This is a genomic window from bacterium (assembly GCA_021372775.1).
In the GTDB taxonomy this organism is placed as follows: Bacteria; Acidobacteriota; Polarisedimenticolia; order J045; family J045; genus JAJFTU01.
On record JAJFTU010000425.1, the window covers coordinates 1 to 17,347 of the forward strand.

Annotated in this window: 17 protein-coding genes and 1 pseudogene; 3 read left to right on the forward strand and 15 right to left on the reverse strand. The window is 74.8% G+C overall.

Annotated features, from left to right (window positions below):
- Positions 1-1,677, reverse strand: a 1,677-nt coding sequence (locus LLG88_14515; protein ID MCE5248122.1) for a hypothetical protein, incomplete at its 3' end; no start/stop codon positions are given.
- A gap of 72 nt (positions 1,678-1,749) precedes the next feature.
- On the opposite strand from LLG88_14515, the gene LLG88_14520 reads away from it, so the two are divergent.
- Entirely contained in the window at positions 1,750-2,160 is a 411-nt protein-coding gene (locus LLG88_14520) for an OsmC family protein (GenBank protein MCE5248123.1), read from the forward strand.
- A 34-nt stretch (positions 2,161-2,194) separates the two neighbouring features.
- On the opposite strand, the gene LLG88_14525 is transcribed toward LLG88_14520, so the two are convergent.
- The 13 genes and pseudogenes from LLG88_14525 to LLG88_14585 all read right to left on the reverse strand — a co-directional run bounded on the left by LLG88_14525 (position 2,195) and on the right by LLG88_14585 (position 14,884).
- Complete coding sequence (locus LLG88_14525; protein MCE5248124.1) at positions 2,195-3,214, reverse strand: AAA family ATPase; 1,020 nt, start codon at positions 3,212-3,214, stop codon at positions 2,195-2,197.
- A gap of 44 nt (positions 3,215-3,258) precedes the next feature.
- On the reverse strand, positions 3,259-5,427 hold the full coding sequence (locus LLG88_14530; GenBank protein MCE5248125.1) for a transglutaminase-like domain-containing protein: 2,169 nt from the start codon (positions 5,425-5,427) through the stop codon (positions 3,259-3,261).
- Positions 5,424-6,698 carry a DUF58 domain-containing protein gene (locus LLG88_14535; protein ID MCE5248126.1) on the reverse strand — a complete coding sequence of 425 codons (1,275 nt, stop codon included), beginning with the start codon at positions 6,696-6,698 and terminating at the stop codon, positions 5,424-5,426. Before LLG88_14535 ends, LLG88_14530 begins: the two co-directional genes overlap by 4 nt.
- Positions 6,699-6,782: 84 nt before the next feature.
- The gene (locus tag LLG88_14540) at positions 6,783-7,742 is read right to left on the reverse strand and encodes a DUF4340 domain-containing protein (protein ID MCE5248127.1); all 960 of its coding nucleotides are present in this window, start codon (positions 7,740-7,742) and stop codon (positions 6,783-6,785) included.
- On the reverse strand, positions 7,739-9,211 hold the full coding sequence (locus LLG88_14545) for a GldG family protein (protein ID MCE5248128.1): 1,473 nt from the start codon (positions 9,209-9,211) through the stop codon (positions 7,739-7,741). Before LLG88_14545 ends, LLG88_14540 begins: the two co-directional genes overlap by 4 nt.
- Before the next feature lie 2 nt (positions 9,212-9,213).
- A complete protein-coding gene (locus LLG88_14550; protein ID MCE5248129.1) occupies positions 9,214-9,963 on the reverse strand; it encodes an ABC transporter permease in 750 nt (249 codons plus the stop codon).
- Entirely contained in the window at positions 9,960-10,901 is a 942-nt protein-coding gene (locus tag LLG88_14555; GenBank protein ID MCE5248130.1) for an ABC transporter ATP-binding protein, read from the reverse strand. The genes LLG88_14550 and LLG88_14555 overlap by 4 nt, the downstream gene beginning before the upstream one ends.
- A complete protein-coding gene (locus LLG88_14560; protein MCE5248131.1) occupies positions 10,898-11,914 on the reverse strand; it encodes a hypothetical protein in 1,017 nt (338 codons plus the stop codon). Before LLG88_14560 ends, LLG88_14555 begins: the two co-directional genes overlap by 4 nt.
- Entirely contained in the window at positions 11,911-12,954 is a 1,044-nt protein-coding gene (gene add / locus LLG88_14565) for an adenosine deaminase (GenBank protein MCE5248132.1), read from the reverse strand. The genes LLG88_14560 and add overlap by 4 nt, the downstream gene beginning before the upstream one ends.
- Complete coding sequence (locus LLG88_14570) at positions 12,951-13,187, reverse strand: hypothetical protein (protein ID MCE5248133.1); 237 nt, start codon at positions 13,185-13,187, stop codon at positions 12,951-12,953. The genes add and LLG88_14570 overlap by 4 nt, the downstream gene beginning before the upstream one ends.
- A gap of 145 nt (positions 13,188-13,332) precedes the next feature.
- Positions 13,333-13,536: pseudogene (locus tag LLG88_14575) on the reverse strand (Rdx family protein).
- Between the two features lie 55 nt (positions 13,537-13,591).
- Positions 13,592-14,524, reverse strand: coding sequence for a diguanylate cyclase (locus LLG88_14580; GenBank protein ID MCE5248134.1), 933 nt, complete (start codon positions 14,522-14,524; stop codon positions 13,592-13,594).
- A gap of 9 nt (positions 14,525-14,533) precedes the next feature.
- Entirely contained in the window at positions 14,534-14,884 is a 351-nt protein-coding gene (locus LLG88_14585) for an Hpt domain-containing protein (protein MCE5248135.1), read from the reverse strand.
- A 266-nt stretch (positions 14,885-15,150) separates the two neighbouring features.
- On the opposite strand from LLG88_14585, the gene queF reads away from it, so the two are divergent.
- Together queF and LLG88_14595 are read left to right on the forward strand one after the other, a co-directional pair.
- A complete protein-coding gene (gene queF / locus LLG88_14590) occupies positions 15,151-15,555 on the forward strand; it encodes a preQ(1) synthase (protein ID MCE5248136.1) in 405 nt (134 codons plus the stop codon).
- Positions 15,555-15,857, forward strand: a complete 303-nt coding sequence (locus LLG88_14595) for a DUF971 domain-containing protein (GenBank protein ID MCE5248137.1) — start codon at positions 15,555-15,557, stop codon at positions 15,855-15,857. The genes queF and LLG88_14595 overlap by 1 nt, the downstream gene beginning before the upstream one ends.
- Here LLG88_14595 and LLG88_14600 read toward each other — a convergent pair.
- Positions 15,821-17,089 carry a helix-turn-helix domain-containing protein gene (locus LLG88_14600; protein MCE5248138.1) on the reverse strand — a complete coding sequence of 423 codons (1,269 nt, stop codon included), beginning with the start codon at positions 17,087-17,089 and terminating at the stop codon, positions 15,821-15,823. The genes LLG88_14595 and LLG88_14600 overlap by 37 nt on opposite strands.
- Between the last annotated feature and the right edge of the window lie 258 nt (positions 17,090-17,347).

Genomic DNA, 17,347 nt, shown 5'->3' on the forward strand with positions numbered 1-17,347 from the left:
GGCGCGCGCCGCGGCGTCGGCGGCGAGCCCCGCCGCGGCGCGCGGCGCCACCGGCAGCGCCGCCCCGAGCCGCCGCAGGACGCCGGGGTCCTTGTCCATCACCTCGGCGAAGTAGGGCCAAGCCTCGGCCTTGCGACCCGCGGCGAGCGCGCTCTGCGCCATGCGCAGCGCGATCCGCGCCCGGATCAGGACCTCCGCCGGCGGCAGCAGCTCGCGGGCGCGCGCGCCGGCGGCGAGGCAGCGGGCGTAGTCCCCGGCGAGCCAGCGCGCCTCGGTCTCCAGCGCGAGGCGCGAGGCGTCGCGCATCTTCGGCGGGACCGGATCGTCCGGGATCGGCCCGGCGCGGCGGACGTCCTCGAGCAGGGCAAGCGTCGGGCCGGCGCCGAAGAGGGCGACCGCGTCGGGCTGCAGCCAGAACGGCGCCGAGAGCTCCGGCCGCAGATGGTCCACGCGGTCGGCGGGACGCATCCCTCCCGACTCCAGCAGCGGCTGCAGGCGGCGGCCGGTCAGCCACGCCTCCGCGGCGTGCTTCGCGGCGCGCCACCAGTGGACCGGCGCGACGCGCCACGGCGCGAGCGCGGCGTTCTCCCGCTCCTCCTCGGCCAGCGTCCGGCCGACGGCGCGGTCGAGCAGCTCCCCCTCGGCCATGATCTCCGAGGCCGAGCCGGACCAGTGCGCGGCGCGGTCGGGGGCCTCGAGGGCGCGGCCGCTCGCCCGCGCGGCCGACTCGGTCCGCCCCGCGACGAGCAGCAGCTGCCCCGCGGCGACGAGGTCTTCCGCGCCGCTGTGCTGCCGCACCCGCAGCGGCTGGCGGCGGGAGAGGTCGCGCATCCGCCGCGCGGCGTCGAGCGCCTCGGAGAGCCGCCCCTCGGCGACGAAGAGGGTCGCCAGGTCGCGCCAGGCGTTGGTGTTCTCGTCCGGGTGCTCGGTCGATTCGAGCAGCATCCGTTCGGCGTCGCCGTAGCGGCCCGACTCGAGCGCCGCCACCGCGACGTTGCGCAGCGCGAGGCCCAGCTCGAAGTCGACGCCGCGGACCGCCTTCAGCATCTCGAGGCAGGCGCGGTAGCCGTCGATCGCGCAGAGGCCGTTGCGCGCGATGATCTCCTCCATCCTCTCGCCCGAGGCGATCGCGCGCTTCGCCGCGCGCCGCGCCTCGTCGATCCGGCCGAGCTTCATCAGCGGCCAGACGTCCGCGGCGAAGGCGTCGGGGGCGTAGGCCTCGCGGAAGAGGCGCGTCGCGGCGAGCAGCTCCTTCTGCCGGCCGAGGTCGGAGAGCGCGGACATCTTTCGCGCGAGCAGCCGCATATGCCAAAGGCGCTCGTCGGGGCGGGGCCAGCCGCTGGGGAGCGAGATCCGGTCGAGCCCTTCCTGGTAGTGGTGGAGGGCGAGGGGGATGTTCCCTTCGCCGTCCTGCAGCGCGACGCCGAGGGCGTATTCGGCGCGGATCGAGGTCGGGTCGGCGGAGAGGATCGCCTCGGCGAGCTCGCGCGCCCGGACCAGCCGCGCGTCGCGGAGCGCCTGGATCGCCTCTTCTTCCTGCGGCGTGCCGCGCGGCTCCGGCTGCGCCTCCGCCTCCTGCTGCTCCGGCGGCGGCGGGGCGGGGGGCTCGGCGCGCGCCGAGCCGAGCGCCGCCGCGAGGACGGCGCCGAGGAGCGGGAGCGCGGCGCGGCGTTTCATCGCGAGGAGGATAGCGCGGCCGCTGGCGCGGAGCCTCCGCGCTGCCGACAATCGGGGGCGGAGGATCCGCCGATGTCCGTCGCCATGAGCGTGACCTACGAAGGGAACCTGCGCTGCCGCGCCGTCCACGAGCCGTCGGGCTCGGTCCTCGAGACCGACGCCCCGGTGGACAACGGCGGCCAGGGCGCCCTCTTCTCCCCGACCGACCTCGTCGGCGCCGCGCTCGGCGCCTGCATGCTGACGATCATGGGCAAGCTCGCCGAGCGGCGCGGGATCTCGCTCGAGGGCGCCGAACTGCACGTCGAGAAGGCGATGGTCGCCGACCCGCAGCGGCGGATCGGGACGATCGCGGTCCGCGTCGCCATGCCGGCGGGGATCGATCCCGCGCTGCGGCCGCTGTTCGAGAACGGCGCGCGCAGCTGCCCGGTGCTGAACAGCCTCGACCCGCGGATCGAGAAGACCGTCTCGTTCGAGTGGCGCTGAGGTCCCGCGGCGCCGGGCCGCGGGACGTTCCGCTTCAGCGCCGCAGCGTGCTCCGGGTCGCCGTCTCGAGCGGCCCGGCGAGCGCCTCGCGCACGATCGCCGTCGGATCGCCGCCGCCCGGCGCGAGCGCGAAGCGGTGGGCGAAGAGCGGCGAGGCGAGCGCGTCCAGATCCTCGGTCGAGACGTAGTCCCGCCCTCGCAGCAGCGCCCGCGCCTGCAGCGCCGGCGCGGCCTGCACGAGGGCGCGCGTCGAGATCCCCTGCGCCACGCGCGGGTCGGCGCGCAGCGCGCGGGCCGTGTCGACGAGGCATTCGATCAGCGGCTTGGCGAGGACGACCGAACGCTCGACGGCGCGCCGCGCCGCGAGGAGCTCGTTCCGCGCGACGCGCGGCCGGTCCGAGACCGGCGGATGCAGACGCCGGCGGAACGACTCCACGACGCTCAGCTCCGCGCCGCGCTCGATGTAGTTCATCCGCACCTTGAAGAGGAACCGGTCGAGCTGCGGCGCGGGGAGCGGGTAGGTGCCGGCGAGCCCCAGCGGGTTCTGCGTGGCGATGACCATGAACAGCTCGTCGAGCGGATGCGTGACGTTGTCCACCGTCACCTGCCGCTCGGCCATCGCCTCGAGCAGCGCGGCCTGCACCTTCGGCGAGGTCCGGTTGATCTCGTCGGCCAGCACGATGTGCGCGAAGACCGGCCCGGCGAGGAACTCGAAGCTGGCCCGCTCGGGGTGGAAGACCGACGTCCCCGTGATGTCGGACGGCAGGAGGTCGGGGGTGAACTGGATCCGCCGGAACGGCACGAAGCCGTCGGACGGGTCGGCCTCCACCGCGTCCCCGAGGGCGCGGGCGAGCATCGTCTTGCCGGAGCCCGGATAGTCCTCCAGCAGCACGTGCCCCCCCGCGAGGAGCGCGGTGACGATCATCTCGACCACTTCGTCGCGGCCGACGATCGCGTCCGACAGCCGGTCCCGCACCCGCCGCGCGACGTCGGCCGCCGCGGCGAGCCCGTCGTCGGCGGAAGTCTCCGGAAGGGACTTTTCGCTCTGTTCCACGATCTGCGCCTCGCTGCGCGGACCTCGCCGCGCCTTGTCAAATCTTACCTGCTGCGCCGCCAACTCCACGGATTTACCAGCGCCGCGATCCGGCGGAGGCCGCCCGTCCCCTTGACCTCGCGCTTCGCCGCGCGGGCCAGGGCGAGCGCTTCGCGCGGATCGGCGGCGCGGCGGCCGAAGCGGGCGGCGAGATGGCGCGCCGTCAGCGCGCCGAACGACGGGGCCGCCGCCCGCGCGGCGAACGCCTCGCGCGTTTCGCCGAGCCGCCGCGTGAACCCGGCGTCGGTCAGCCGGTCGAGGGAGGCGCGGTAGGCGGCGCGCGCCGCCCGGTCCCGCCGGGCGAAGAGGGGCGCGGCCCGGCGCCACCCCTTGACCGCGTAGCCGCCCGCGGCCGCGGCGCCGAACGCCAGCGCCAGCGCGCCGAGCGTTTCGCGCCACGTCGGCAGCCGCCAGGAGCGGGCTATCAGCGGCTGGATCTTGTCCTTCTTGGGGCGCGCCATCTCGCCCAGCAGGCGCTGGAGGTCGATGTCGGGCGCCGGCGCCGGCGGGTCGAGCGAGGGCGGGGAGGGGTCGAGCGGCATCCAACCGATGCCGTCGAGGTAGATCTCGGCCCAGGCGTGGGCGTCGCCGGCCCGCAGCAGCAGCGCCGACCCGGAGGCGCGGCGCTCCGCCTCGACCGCGTACCCCGCGGCGACGCGGGCCGGCAGGCCGAGCTCCCGCGCGAGGTAGGCCGCGGCGTGGGCCAGATGCACGCAGTAGCCGATCCGGTCGCCGAAGAGGAAATCGGCCGTCGGATCGGTCGCGGCGGCGTGGCGCGAGCGGAGCGAATAGCGGGTGTTCGACGACAGCCAGAGGTAGACCGCGATCGCCCGCGCCGCCGGATCGCCGCGCCGCGCCGGGCGGAGCTGCTCGAGGACCTCCTGGGCCAGCGCGTTGTAGCGCGGGTCGGGCGGCGTCTCGAGGTAGAGCTTGCGCACCTCCTCGGGCCACGCCGGGTCGCCCGCCCCGCGCCCCATCCAGTCCTTGGGCGGCGCGACGAGGACCGCCGAGCGGGTCTCGTAGACGCGCGTGAAGAGGGCGGGATCGGCGTTTTCGGCGGGGGCGAACTGGACGCCGTCGGCGAGGACCGGCGGCTGCACGTGGTCGCGCAGCAGCGAGACCGTGGCCGGGAGCAGGCGGCGCGCGCTCCCCAGGCCGACCGCGGGGCGCGACGCCTCCCCCGCGGGAAAACCGTCGAAGAGGTCGGCGTCGGCGCCCGGCACGTAGGCGCGGACGAGGCGGCGGCCGTTCCACTGCGAGAAGGCGAGTTGGCGGAAGTAGAAGACGCCGCCGGTCGGCTCGACGTCGTCGTGGAGCACGGCGACCGCCACCGGCACGTTGCTCCCCTGCGTCGAGTAGTCGTCCTGGAACGGCACGAGCTCGGTGGACGAGTTCCCCTGGCCTTCGAGGCCCAGCGCGCCGACGCGCCCCGGCGAGCCGGGGCGGCCGCCGCGGTCGGCCCCCTTGCCGCCCTCGCGCGGATCGCCGGAGAGGCCGAACGGATCGCGGAACGGGAAGCGGAAGAGGCCGACCGTCGGGGCGGCGACGACGACGAGGACCGCGAGGACGAAGGCCGCGGCGGCCGTCGCCCAGGCGCGGGCCGCGGCGCGCGGCCGGAGCAGCGCGACGGCGGCGAGGACGCCGGCGACGACGCCGATGACCGTCAGCAGCAGCGCCGGATGCCATCCGTGCAGCCACGCCATGTCGGCGAGGCCGAGCGGGCGGTTGATCGCGCCGCCGCGGTGCGGCGCGAGGAGCGCGCCGACCATCAGCGCCAAGGCGAGCGCGGCGAGGACGCGCGGGGCGGCGCGCCGCGCCGCCCAGAACCCGAGCGGAAAGGCGGCCGCGGCGGAGACGGCGGCCAGCGTCAGCGCGTCGAGCAGGCGCGCCGCGTGTTCCGGCCAGGGCGCGGCGCCGGGGACCGGCGCGAGCGCGAGGAGACGCAGCAGGCCGAGCGCGAGGGCGAGGAACGCGGCGGCGAGAAACGGCGGGACGAAGGCCCGCATCCGCGCCGCGGCGAGCCGCGCGCCGCAGAGCGAGGCGGCCGCGGCGCCGACCGCGCCGGCGCCGATCCCCCAGGCCGACGCGCGGTCGAACCAGACGACGCCGGCGGCGAGGGCCAGCGTGACGGCGACCGCGAGGTCCGATCCGGCCGGCTTCGGGACGGCCTTCATCGCGCCTCCGCCCGCGCTTCGAGCGCCTCGATCCGCCCGGCGCGTCGGTCGAGGAGCGCGGCGCGGACGCCGGCCGCGGCGAACAGCCGGGCCGACGCGCGCATCTCGTCCCACGTCGGGCCGGAGGGCCGCTCCTGCGCGAAGAGGATCCGCCGCGCGGCGCCGCCGGGCCGGGACTCGGGACGGACGTCGGCGCAGAGCAGGGCGACGAACCGCTCCTGCGCGGCGCCGACCGCGGCGAAGACGCGCGGCGCCCAGTCGCCGAGCCGGGCCGGGACGATCAGCAGCACCGGGTCGTCCGCTTCGACGAGCGGGTCGGCGAGCGCCGCGGCGAGGTCGGCGCCGCCGCGCCCGCGGTGGGCCGCCGAGCCGGCGACCGCGGCGAGCGCGGCCGCGCAGTCGGCGGCGGGGCGGGGGGCGCCGTCCGCCGCGAAGCGCATCCCCTCGCCGAGCAGCGCGCTCTCCACGACGACCCGGGCCGCGGCCGCCGCGGCGTCGTCCCCTTCTCCGGCGACGAGATAGACGAGCGGACGCCGTTCGGGGGCGCGGGCCTGCTCGGGGGCGCGCACGACGAGGCGCCGCGAACGGGCGTAGACCTTCCACAGGATCAACCGCGCCGGATCGGAGCGGGTGTAGGGCCGGGCGTCGATCAGGTCGCCGCGCGCCGGTCCCCACGGATGGGAAAGGAGGTCGCCGCTGGCGAGGCAGGCGGCCAGTTCGGCGACGGCGATCGCGCCGGGGTCGGGAAGGACGAAGGACGGCCGCGCCTCGGCGAAGCGGCCCGAAACCCGCCAGAGGCCGAGCAGGTCTTCCTGCGCGATCTCGCGCACGATCGACGTGCCGTTCCACCGTCCGCGCGGGCGGACCTCCTCGCGCAGCCAGCCGTCGTCCGGGACGAACTCCGCGTCCGCGGCCGGCTCGAGCCAGAGGGCCCGCGGCCGCGCGACGAGCGGCAGCGCGCGGCGCGGCATTTCGAGGCCGCCGCGCCCCGGCGCCCCCTCGACGCCTTCGAAGCGCGCCTCGCCGGAGGACGCTCGACGGACTTCGAGCTGCAGCGCGATCGCCGCCGCGGCGACGAGCGCGCCGTCGAGCAGCAGCAGCCCGATCCAGAGCAGCCCGACGAGCGTGAAGACGAGGTCCATCCGGGCGCGGCCGACCGCGAACAGGCCGGCGCCGGCGGCGAGGAGCGCCGCCCCCGATGCGGTCAGCGGCCAGCGGCGCGCGATGCGCCGCGCCGCCCCGCCGAACTTCCGTGCCGCGCGTTCAGCCACGGGGCGAGTTTAAGGCCTTGTCCGGATTATTCACGCGGCGCCCGCGCCGCGCGACGCGGACTTCGCCCGCTTGCGGAGACCCGGTCACTTCGCGGCCGGCGGCGGCTCCGGCGCGAACGACGCGGGGTCCTTCTGCAGTTCGGCCCAGAGCCCCGGCAGGTTGGCGAGGAAGACGCCGGGCCGCCCGCCGACGCGGCCGTAGCGCGCGCCGCCGGGGGTCGCCTCGCCGGCGAACTCGATCCGCGCGGCCTCCGTTCCGTCTCCCTTGAAGAGGGCGATCGTCGCTTCGGCCGGCGCGCCCGCCGCGGCGTCGGCCGGCGGCGCGGCGAAGTACTGGTCGGCGCGCAGCGCGCAGATCTGCGCGAGGAGGCTGCCGACCGCGGTGGCGTCGGCGGCGGCGCCGCCGCCCTCCTCGAAGCGCCAACCATCGGCGCCGTCGCGGGCGAAGGTGGCGGCCGCGGCGCCGGCGCGCGCGATCGTGAACCGCGCGATCTCCTTCGACGACGCGGGGACGAGCCGCTTGTCGCGCAGATCGTCCGCCGGGCGGTCGAGCAGGTCGAAGAGTTCGCCCGGCACGACGGCGTACGAGTCGTCGCCGGCGACCTCGGCGTAGCGCCGCCCGCCGGGCGCCTCGGCGGCGCCGACGCGGAGGGCGCGGGTCGCGCCGCCGAGCGTCAGCGTCGCGCCGACGCCGCGCGCGAAGCCGGTCGCCTCTTCGCCGCCCTGCACCTCGTCCCGCCCCAGGCGCGTCTCGGCCTTGGCGAACGCGAGCGCGCGCAGCAGCGTCCGCACCGTCTCGCCGTCGGCGGCGTCGTCGATCGGCCGGCCGATCCGCCAGTCGGCGCCGCGCCGTTCGAGCGCGACCGCGCCGTGCGGGCCTTCGATCTCGATCTTCTCGACGCGCGGGACGTCGAGCCCCGGCAGCAGCCGCGCCGCCTCCTCGCGGCGCTCGTCGCTTCCCGCCGTCCGGCCGAGCCAGAAGAACCACGCGCCCCACAGCGCCGCCGCGGCGCCGACGAGGATCAGGATCGAGCGAACTTTCATCGCGCGCGTCCGCCGCCGCGGCGCCGGGCCCAGACGTACAGGCCCGCGCCGACGGCCATGGCGGGCAGCAGCAGGACGAGCGTCGCGAAGAGCGCGTCGAGCTGCGGCCCGGTGAGGAACAGTCTCGCCAGCCGCCGGTCCTTCGGCCGCAGCCCGAGGGCGTTCCCCTCGTCGAGCAGCCAGTCGGCGGCGTTGAGGGCGAACGAGCCGTTCGCCAGGCGGTCGAAGGCGAGGTTGCTGAAGGAATCGACGTCGCCGACCGCGAGCAGACGGCCGCCCCGCTCGCGCTCGGCGGCGAGGGCCAGCGCGAGCGGTCCCTTGAGGTCGTTCTTGTCGAGCGCGACCTGCCGCAGATGCGCGAGGTCGGTCTCGCCCCACGACGCGTCGGACGATTCGGCGAGCGAGTGGACGACGACGTTCGCCGGGCCGGGCTTGGCGGCGCGGAGCGAGCGGGCGAGCACGAAGAGGACCGGCTGGCCGCGCAGCGAGGAGGTCACGGGATGGAGGCCGAGCGTTTCGGCGTAGAACGTCTCGGGGCCGAGGAACGGCACGCCGCGCCCCGGATCGACGACGACGTCGGCGTCCTCGGCGACGCCGAAGCGCGCGAGCAGCGGCCCGAGGCCGTCGTCGACCAACGCGTCGCCGCCGCGCCGCAGCGTCGGCTCGAGCAGCAGCAGCGCGCGGCCGCCTCCCTCGAGATAGCGCGTCAGTGCGTCCCGCTCGGCGGGGAGCCACGGCGAGGTCGGACCGGCGACGACGACCAGGTCGGCGTCCTTCGGAACCTCCGTCGCCCCGACCGCGTTCCACGGGGCGACCGCTACGTCCTCCCGCTCGAGCCCCGCGGCGAAGCGCGAGAGGCCCGGCTCCGCGGCGGCGAGGGGATCGCGCTCGCCGTGCCCCGCGGCGAAGTAGACGGTCGGGCGCTTGGCGCGGGTCACCGCGGTCAGGGCGCCGGTCACCGCCGGCTCGACCTTCAGCGCGCGCACCGGCGGCGTGCCGCTCGACGGCGCGCCGGCGTCGAACTCGACCATGTCGAGCAGGCGGATCTGCTTGCGGCGCGCCCCCGACTCGACGACCACGACGTCGATCGAATCGCGCAGCGGGTCGAGCCCGAACTCCTTCAGCAGCGCCTGCGCGCGGAGCGGGTCGCGCCGCGGGTCGATCCGCTCCAGCGTCACCCGCTTCGGGTTCGCCTGGCGGTAGGCCTCGAGCAGCGAGTCGATCTGCCGCAGCGCGTCGGGGGAGACGGGGCCGCCGTCCACGAGGAAGGAGACGATCCGCACGTCGCGGCCGAGCCCGGCCGCCGCGCGTCGGCTCTCCTCGGAGAGGGTGTAGAGCCCGCTCTCCGTCCAGTCCCAGCGGACGGGGAACTTCGCCGCGGCGACGTTGGCCAGCGCGGCCAGCGCCAGCGCGGCGAGGATCGCCGCCGCCGTTCCGCCGCCGCGGAGCGCGGGGAAGCGGATCGCCACGCTCACCTCCCCTTGGCCGCTTCGAGCAGCCGCGCCGCCGCGAAGAGGAAGAAGGCCGTTCCGGAGACGGGGTAGACGATCCGCCGCAGGTCGACGAGGCCGCGCGGGAAGTCGTCCATCGTCCGCAGCAGGTCGATCTGGGAGAGCGCCGCGCGCGCCGCGTCGCCGGTCGCGACGAACGAGGCGAGGAACGGCGTGAGGAAGAGGGCCGAGACGAGGGCGAAGCCGACGACCGCGGCGACGATCTGGTTGCGGCAAAGGGCCGAGGCGCAGACCGCCGCGGAGAGGAGATAGCCGCCGACGAGCAGCAGGCCGAGGAAGCCGCCCGCCGCGGCGCGGAAGTCGATCTCGCCGAGCCGCGAGAGGAGCAGCGTGTAGAGCGCCAGCGGGCTGAAGAGGACGATGAAGAAACCGAGCGCGGCGAGGTACTTGCCGAGCGTCACTTCCCCTTCCGTGACGGGGGCCGTGAGCAGCGTCTCCAGCGTGCCGGTCTGCCGCTCCTCGGCGATCAGGCGCATCGCGATCAGCGGCAGGCTGACGATCAGCGGCAGCCAGAAGAGCAGCCCCGAGAAGAAGAAGCGCATGATCTCGGCCGCGGGGAAGCCGGCCTGGTTGAAAGACTCCAGCGCGAGCCAGAAGTTCCAGCCGTTGAGCAGGAGCAGCGCGGTCAGCACGACCCACGCCAGCGGCTGGTAGAAGAACGACCGCAGCTCCCGCCCGGCGATGCAGAGGACGGCGCGCGCCCCGTTCATGGCCTCGTCCCTCCGTCGTCCGCCGGCGCGTCGCCGGCGACCTGCGCGAAGACCTCCTCGAGCCCCGGCGAGCGCCGCGTCAACTCGCGCAGCGGCAGCCGCAGCGCGGCCGCGCGCTCGAAGATCGCCGCCCGCGGATCCCCGTCCGCGGCGACGTCCACGCTGATCCACTCGTCGCCGAGGTCGCGCTCGGCCGCGGCCCGGCCGAGCCCAAGGAGCAGCTCCGCCAGGCGGCCCCGCTCGCGCGCCGGAATCTCGATCGTCGTCGGCGCCGCGAGGCCGCGGCGCAGCTCCGCGGTGGCGCCGCAGGCGACGATCGCGCCGGCGCGGAAGATCACCACGCGGTCGGCCACCTGCTCGACTTCGTGCAGTTGGTGGCTGGAGAAGAGGATCGTCCGCTCGTCGGCCAGCTCGCGCACCAACGCGCGCGCCTCGCGCGCCTGCAGCGGATCGAGCCCGCCGGTCGGCTCGTCGAGCACCAAGACCGGCGGGTCGGCGACGATCGCGTCGGCGATCCCGACCCGTTGCCGGAACCCCTTGGAGAGCGTGCCGATCACCTGCTCCGCCGCGTCGCCGAGGCCGCAGCGGTCGATCGCCCGCGCCGCGGCGGCGATCCGGTCCTTCCGCCGCCCCTTGAGCGCGGCGCGGAACTCGAGGTACTCGTTCACCCGCATCTCGGGGTAGAGCGGGTTCGTCTCCGGCAGGTAGCCGATCGCGCGGCGCGCTTCGAGCGGACGCTCGGCGACGTCCACGCCGGCGACCCGCGCCGACCCGGAGGTCGGCCGCAGATAGCCGCAGACGAGGCGCAGCGTCGTCGTCTTGCCGGCGCCGTTCGGTCCGAGCACGCCGAGGACCTCGCCGCGCTCGGCGCGGAAGGTGGCCTCGCGCACGGCGACGACGGCGCCGAAGCGCCGCGTCAGCGCCGTCGCTTCGATCATCGGGCCTCGCCCTTGTCCGGGGCGGAACGCGGGGCGTCGCCCCCCGCCGCGGCGCGCGGGAGCGGGCCGGCGGGGGCGGGAAGCGGCGCCGCCGCGGGCGCGGGAAGCGGGGTGGCCGCGGGGGCGCGGTCGCGCGGCGCGTCGGCCGGCGGCTTCGGCGCGGGACGCGGCGCGCGCCAGGTCAGCGGCGGGATCTCGTCCTTCACCTCCGAGCCGAAGAACTTGTAGTTCGCGTACTCGATCGTCTCCTTGGAGAGCGTGCGGCGCGATTCGGCGCCGGTCTGCTCGAACTTCACGATCTCGACCTTCGTCGGATAGGTGAAGCCGTCGTGCTCGTACTCGTAGTCGACGGTCATCTCGAAGCCGACCGGCGGCGGCGCGGCGACGAATCCCAGGAAACGGAACGCCTGCATGTAGCGCTGCAGCTCGGAGTAGATCCGCTCGTCCTGCAGGACCGGCCGCGCGACGACGCGGATCAGGTTGCCGGTGCGGAACTCGATCTCCGCCTCGCCCGACCACTCCGCGACGCGGCGGCGCTTGCCGAGCGGCGCCGAGGTGACCCACGAGACGGGGATCGCCAGCCGCCACGGCGTGGTGTGCCACTCGCCGACCTCGTACTTCAGCGTCGAGGCGACCCGCGCGTCGAAGATCGCGAACCAGAGGTACGGCTCGGGAACGCTCGGCGCGTAGTTCGCCTCGCTCGGCGGATTCGTCCCCGGCTTGGTGCGCAGCGCGCGGAACCCCTCCGGCGCGGCGGGATCGGTGATCAGCAGGTAGTCGTAGTCGCGCGACTTTTCGCGCGAGGCGACCTCGTTCTCGTACGCCGACTCGCGCACGGTCTCGCGGCAGCTGAACTTCAGCGCGCGGCGCGCGTAGCCCTGCGCCTTGGCGGCGAGGACGTTCTGCAGGTCGGCGGGGAGCGGCCCCCATTCCGGCGCTTCGTCGCGCGGCTCGGCGGCCCCGGCCAAGCCCGCGCAGAGCGCGAGCAGAAGGAGCGTCGTGCGGACTCTCATCGTTTCGGCGATCCTCCGCGCGCCTTCGGGGCGCGGCCAATGAAGGTGTACCCCTTGGCCTCGCGGTGCAAACGGCGGACGGCGGCGACTCCCCCCGCGCCGAGCGTCGCCGCCAGCCAGGCGGACTCGAAGTTTTGGTCGGTGCGGGAGACGGTCGTGTTGTCCACGGAGAGCGCGACCGGCACCCCCGCCTCGAGGAAGGCGAGGATCGGGTGCGGCGTCCCCTTCTTCACCGCGCCGGTCTGATAGTTGCTCGTGGGACAGCACTCGACGACGATCTTGTCCTTCGCCAGGCGCCGCATCAGCGCCTTGTCGCCGAGCGCGGCGCAGCCGTGGCCGATCCGCTCCGCGCCGTCCTCGTCGATCGCCTGCCAGATGTAGTCCGCCGGCCCGTCCTCTCCCGCGTGCGCCGTCAGGCCGAGCCCGCCGGCGCGCGCGATCTCGAACGCCTCGCGGAACAGCCGCGGCGGATTGCCGCGCTCGGGCCCGGCGATGTCGAAGCCGACGACCCCCGACCGCTCGTGAAGATGCTCCGCCTCGCCGATCGCCTGCCGGGCGAGGATCTTGGCGATGTGCGGGCCGTGCTGGCGCATGGCGATGATCACGAGGCCGCAGCGCATCCCGCGGACCTCGCGGCAGACTTGGTTCATGCCGGAGAGGACCGCGCGCACCGCCTGGCGCACGGTGAGGCCGGCGTAGGTGTGGATCACCGGCGAGTAGCGCAGCTCGAGCGTCCGGACGTGACAGGCCGCCGCTTCGCGGACGATCGCGGCCGCCGCCTCGCGGATGTTCTCGTAGAACTGCGTGATCCACAGCGGGTAGTGGAACTTGTCGAGATAGGCGAGGAGCGACCCTTCCTCGTCCGGCTGCAGCTCGAGCCGGCGCCGCATCTCGCCCATCGTCGTCACCGGATGGAGGTCGTGCCGCCGCAGCAGGCGCCACATCGTCCGCGCGGGGATCGAGCCGTCGACGTGCTGGTGGAGCTCGACTTTGACGATCCGCCGGACCGACTCCGGGACCGCGGGGCGCCGCGCGCTCATCGTCCGCCCGTCTCCGTGTCCGCGTCGTCCGCCTCGCAGCGGAGGATGCGCGCCCAGCGGGGCGGCGGGGGAGGCCCGCCGAGGAGCCTCAGATTGGCGGCGCCTTGCCCGCATTCGGCGCAGTCGGGATGCGTGCGGTAGGCGTGGCGGAAGACACAGTCCCGCGCGACGTACCAGACCCGGAACTTCCAGCAGTAGAAGTCGTCGTGAGGTCCGCGGGCGCCGCCGTCCACGTGCGTCTCCTCGTCGAGCGGAGAATATCAGCGCGCGCCCGGAGGCACCAACCGCCCGCCCGCGGCGCCGGACCGCGCGCGGGACCGATCTCCCCGCTCCCGGGCGCGCCCGGAGCGGGGAGATTCCGTCGAGGCAAAAGGTAGGCTAAGGAAGCGGCGCGCGCCGCGCGCTGATTCGGCGGACGACTTCCTTCTCCTCCGGGAACTCGTCCCCTTCCTCGGCCTTGCAGAAGACCCGCTCGCCGTCGGCGAAGACGTCGAACACGCCGCCCCGGCCGGGAACGAGTTCCGGATCGGCCCCGAACGTGCGCTTGAGCGTGGCCGCGAGACTCGCGGCCTGGGGTTCGTAGTTTCAGACGGTGCAGTAGACGATGCGGAGCTTCATCGGACGGCCCTCCCGCGGGTCAGGACCGGACCGGGCTCTCCGCGGACCACGCCGCGACCCGGTTCCGGCCGCCGCTCTTCGCAACGTACAACGCTTGGTCGGCCCGGGAAAGGAGCTCTTCGTCCCCCGCCGCGGAGTCCGCGCCGTGGGAGGCGACGCCGACGCTGATCGTGACGACGCCGGACGGCTTGTTCCCGGCGTGGGGAATCTTCGCCCCCTCGATCGCCCCGCGCAGTCGCTCGGCGACGACGACCGCCCCCTGCGCGTCGGTCTCCGGCAGGATGCAGACGAACTCCTCGCCGCCGTAGCGGTAGACCTTGTCCGACACGCGCAGCGCGCCGGCGAGCAACTGGGCCACCGCGCGCAGCGCGCCGTCCCCCGCCTCGTGCCCCAGCGAGTCGTTGTAGAGCTTGAAGTGGTCGATGTCGATCATCACCACGCTGAAGGCGCGCGAGAAACGCTTCGCGTGCTCCCGCTGGCGCGAGAAGTCCTCGTCGAACGAGCGGCGGTTGGCGATCCCGGTCAGGCCGTCCACGAGGGCCATGCGCCGCAGCTGCTCGTTGCGCTCGGCCAGCTCCGCCTCGAGGCGCGTCACCCGCTCGCCGGCCTTGATCCGGACCATCAGCTCGTCGCGGTCGAACGGCTTGGTGACGTAGTCGTCGGCGCCGGCCTCGAGGCCGAGGACGATGTCCTGCTTGAGGCCGCGGGAGGTGAGGAGGATGGCGTAGATGTACCGGTCGGCGGCCTCCTCGCGCAGCTTGCGCACGAGCTCGAGGCCGGTCATCTCCGGCATTTCCCAGTCGGCGATGACGAGACGGATGTCCTCGCGCTGGAGCGTTTCCCAGGCGGCCCGTCCGTTCTCCGCGCCGACGACGTCGTGGCCCATCTTCTTCAGGGCCGCGGCGAGCAGCTTGCGCGAGATCGGTTCGTCTTCGGCGATCAGGATGCGCATCGGTTCATTCTAGCAAATAGTCTTGACGAATTCGGCGAGGCGCGCGAGTTCGGCGTCGAGCCGCTCGATCATCGGCTCGAGTCCGGCGGCGACGCCTTCGCGCCCCTTCATCTCGAGCGTCAGCGCGGCCTCGCGCAGCGGCGTGGCGGCGAGATTGGCCGCGGCGCCCTTGATGGCGTGCGCGACGCCGGCGACCTTGACCGGGTCGGCGGCCGCCGCCGCGGCGCGAAGCTCCACGATCCGCGGCGGGACGTCCTCGAGCAGCAGGTCGAGCAGCTCCTTGTAGAAGTCCATCTCCCCGCCCGCGCGCTCCAGTCCGTCGGCGACGTCCAGCGGGCACGGAGTTTCCGATCCGGCCATCGTGGTCTTCTCCTCTCGTCCGGTCCCCCGCCGCGGCGCCGCGGCGGCCGCGGGACCTGTCCCCGGGACTCATCGGCCGGGGCGGCCGAATGTTGACCCCTGTTTCGCGGCCGCGTCCAGCCGGCCCCGCGTCCCGCGGCGCCGTCCCTTGCGCGGCGGGCGGGGCGAGGCGATGCTGGCAGGCCGCGCCCGGACGCGGGGCGCCGCGCCGACCGGCCCGCGAGGCGGCCGCGCGCGTCCGCGCCCCCGGGGCGCCCGGAGGCGTCATGCCGAGCCAACCGTCCCGCGATCTCGAAACCGTGCCGAATCCCGCCCCCGAACGGGTCTACCGCGTGCGGATGGTCGCGCCGGAGTTCACCTGCGTCTGCCCGCGGACCGGGCAGCCGGACTTCGCGACGATCGTCGTCGAGTACGCGCCGGGGGAGAAGCTGATCGAGCTGAAGGCGCTCAAGCTCTACCTCTGGTCGTGGCGCGACGCGGGGATCTTCCACGAGGCGGTCGTCAACCGGATCCTCGACGACCTCTCCGCGGCGGCGGCGCCGCGCTGGATCAGCGTCGCCGGGTTCTTCAAGGTGCGCGGCGGCATCACGACGACGGTGGTCGCCGAGCGCGGGACGCGCCCGGAGGCGCTCCCCTCGTTCCCCGCGCCGCCGACGGCGGAGGAGGCGTGATGGCGGCGCCGAAGCTGCGGCCGACGCGGATCGAGCTCTTCCCGAACGCGGAGATCGGGCTCCTCTGGGAGGACGGCCGGGAGGACTTCCTGCCGGCGCGCGAACTCCGTCTGGCCTGTCCCTGCGCGGAATGCGTGGACGAGAACAGCGGCCGGCGGACGCTCCGCCCGGAGTCCGTTCCCGAGGGCGTGCGCGCGTTGTCGTTCGCGCCGGTCGGCGCCTACGGCGTCCGCTTCGTCTGGTCCGACGGGCACGACGTCGGGATCTACTCGTACACGTTGCTGCGCCGCATCGCCGAGTGAGCCGGGGCGGGGACGGCGGGGCCGCGGTCCGGCCGCCGCCCGCCCTCCGCGGACGCGGTCGGCCGGCGCGTCAGGCGGGACGGCGCCTCGTTGAACAGCATCGGCGCCAAGTCGTCGCTTCCCCGCGGCAGCGTTTCGAAGAGCGGCGCCAGACGCCGCAGGTTCTGCAGCGCGGACTTGGCGTCGTTCTCCTTCCCCTCGGTCCGCGCCAGACGCCACAACTCGGCGAAGATCTCGAACAGATCGGCGTTCAACCCCAGATTGCGGGCGATCTGGCGCCCCCGGATCCAGGCTTGGCGCGCCAGGTCGGGACGGCGCCGCACGACGTGAATCCGCCCCTCTTCCGTCTCCGCCTTCACGGCGCAGCGCGGCAGCGCGTGCTGGCTCGCCACGTTCTTGGCGCGCTCGATCCAGTTGAACGCCTCGGACGGATGGCTGCGGAGGCGGCAGACCGTGGCCAGACGCACGAGCGACAGCGCCTCGGACGACGGCTCGAACGCGGCGCGCGCCGCGTCGACCGCGGCGAGAAACGCCTCCATCGCTTCCTTGAGGCGGTTCTCGGCCAGCAGGTACTCCCCTTCGAGCCACGGCGCCGCCGCCGCGACCTCCGTCGGCCAAGGCTTCGCGACCTCCTTGAGGGCGAGGAGCGCGAACCGCATCGCCGGGACGTGCCCCAGCTCGAGCGAGTGCTTGGCGAAGAGGAACAGCGCGAAGGCGCGCTCCTGCGGCTGCAGCGGGGCGCCCAGGACCTCGAGCGCGAGGCTGCGGGCGGAGCGGCACCGGCCCGCGGCGCCGAGGGCGCGGGCGACGCCGAGCCTCGCCCGGGTGCGCGCGCTCAGGCCGTCCGCGCCGTCGCGCAGCGCGTGCGTTTCGGCCTCCTCGTAGAGCAGGAGCGCCCGCTTGACGTCTCCGTTCTTGATCGCCTCCTCGCCGCGCTGAAGCAGCTCCGCCGAGGAGAGGCCGGCCGCGGCCTCGAAGTCGATCCGCGCCAGCTCCTCGTCCGTGTCGAGCCGTTCCGCGAGCTCGCTGCCGGCGAGGCTGTAGAGACGCGCCAGCGTGAGCAGCCGCGCCGCGGACACGCCGGCCTCGCCGCGCTCGAGGCGGGAGAGCAGGCTGCGGGTGATCGGCTCGCCCTCTTGGTCCGTCAGAGCCTCGACGTGATCGAGCGACCAGTGGCGCGACTCCCTCAGCGCGCGCAGATACGCGCCGAAACGCCGATTGCCTTGGGCCATCGTCGGTGTTCCTCCTCCCTGATGCCGCGCGGCCCCCTCCCGCCGCGCCCCCAAACGTTCCTCGCCGTTCACTCTAGCGCGCCGTTGTCGCCGCCGGAGCGAAATTACTCAATTCTTCGTCCCCGTTCCGGGAGGTTTTCGGCGCCGACAGAGATAACGGGTCTTGCCGCGCGCGGTCCGACGGTCCGTGCCGATCCGGGCCGCGTGCGCCGCCCGGAGACAAGAAAGGCCGGCCCCGACGGGCCGGCCTTGTCTCAC

Coding starts and splice junctions, on each gene's coding strand:
- LLG88_14520 (MCE5248123.1), top strand. CDS start 1,750: ATGTCCGTCGCCATGAGCGTGACCTACGAAGGGAACCTGCGCTGCCGC.
- LLG88_14530 (MCE5248125.1), bottom strand. CDS start 5,427: ATGAAGGCCGTCCCGAAGCCGGCCGGATCGGACCTCGCGGTCGCCGTC.
- LLG88_14540 (MCE5248127.1), bottom strand. CDS start 7,742: ATGAAAGTTCGCTCGATCCTGATCCTCGTCGGCGCCGCGGCGGCGCTG.
- LLG88_14550 (MCE5248129.1), bottom strand. CDS start 9,963: ATGAACGGGGCGCGCGCCGTCCTCTGCATCGCCGGGCGGGAGCTGCGG.
- LLG88_14555 (MCE5248130.1), bottom strand. CDS start 10,901: ATGATCGAAGCGACGGCGCTGACGCGGCGCTTCGGCGCCGTCGTCGCC.
- LLG88_14560 (MCE5248131.1), bottom strand. CDS start 11,914: ATGAGAGTCCGCACGACGCTCCTTCTGCTCGCGCTCTGCGCGGGCTTG.
- add (MCE5248132.1), bottom strand. CDS start 12,954: ATGAGCGCGCGGCGCCCCGCGGTCCCGGAGTCGGTCCGGCGGATCGTC.
- LLG88_14580 (MCE5248134.1), bottom strand. CDS start 14,524: ATGCGCATCCTGATCGCCGAAGACGAACCGATCTCGCGCAAGCTGCTC.
- LLG88_14585 (MCE5248135.1), bottom strand. CDS start 14,884: ATGGCCGGATCGGAAACTCCGTGCCCGCTGGACGTCGCCGACGGACTG.
- queF (MCE5248136.1), top strand. CDS start 15,151: ATGCCGAGCCAACCGTCCCGCGATCTCGAAACCGTGCCGAATCCCGCC.
- LLG88_14595 (MCE5248137.1), top strand. CDS start 15,555: ATGGCGGCGCCGAAGCTGCGGCCGACGCGGATCGAGCTCTTCCCGAAC.
- LLG88_14600 (MCE5248138.1), bottom strand. CDS start 17,089: ATGGCCCAAGGCAATCGGCGTTTCGGCGCGTATCTGCGCGCGCTGAGG.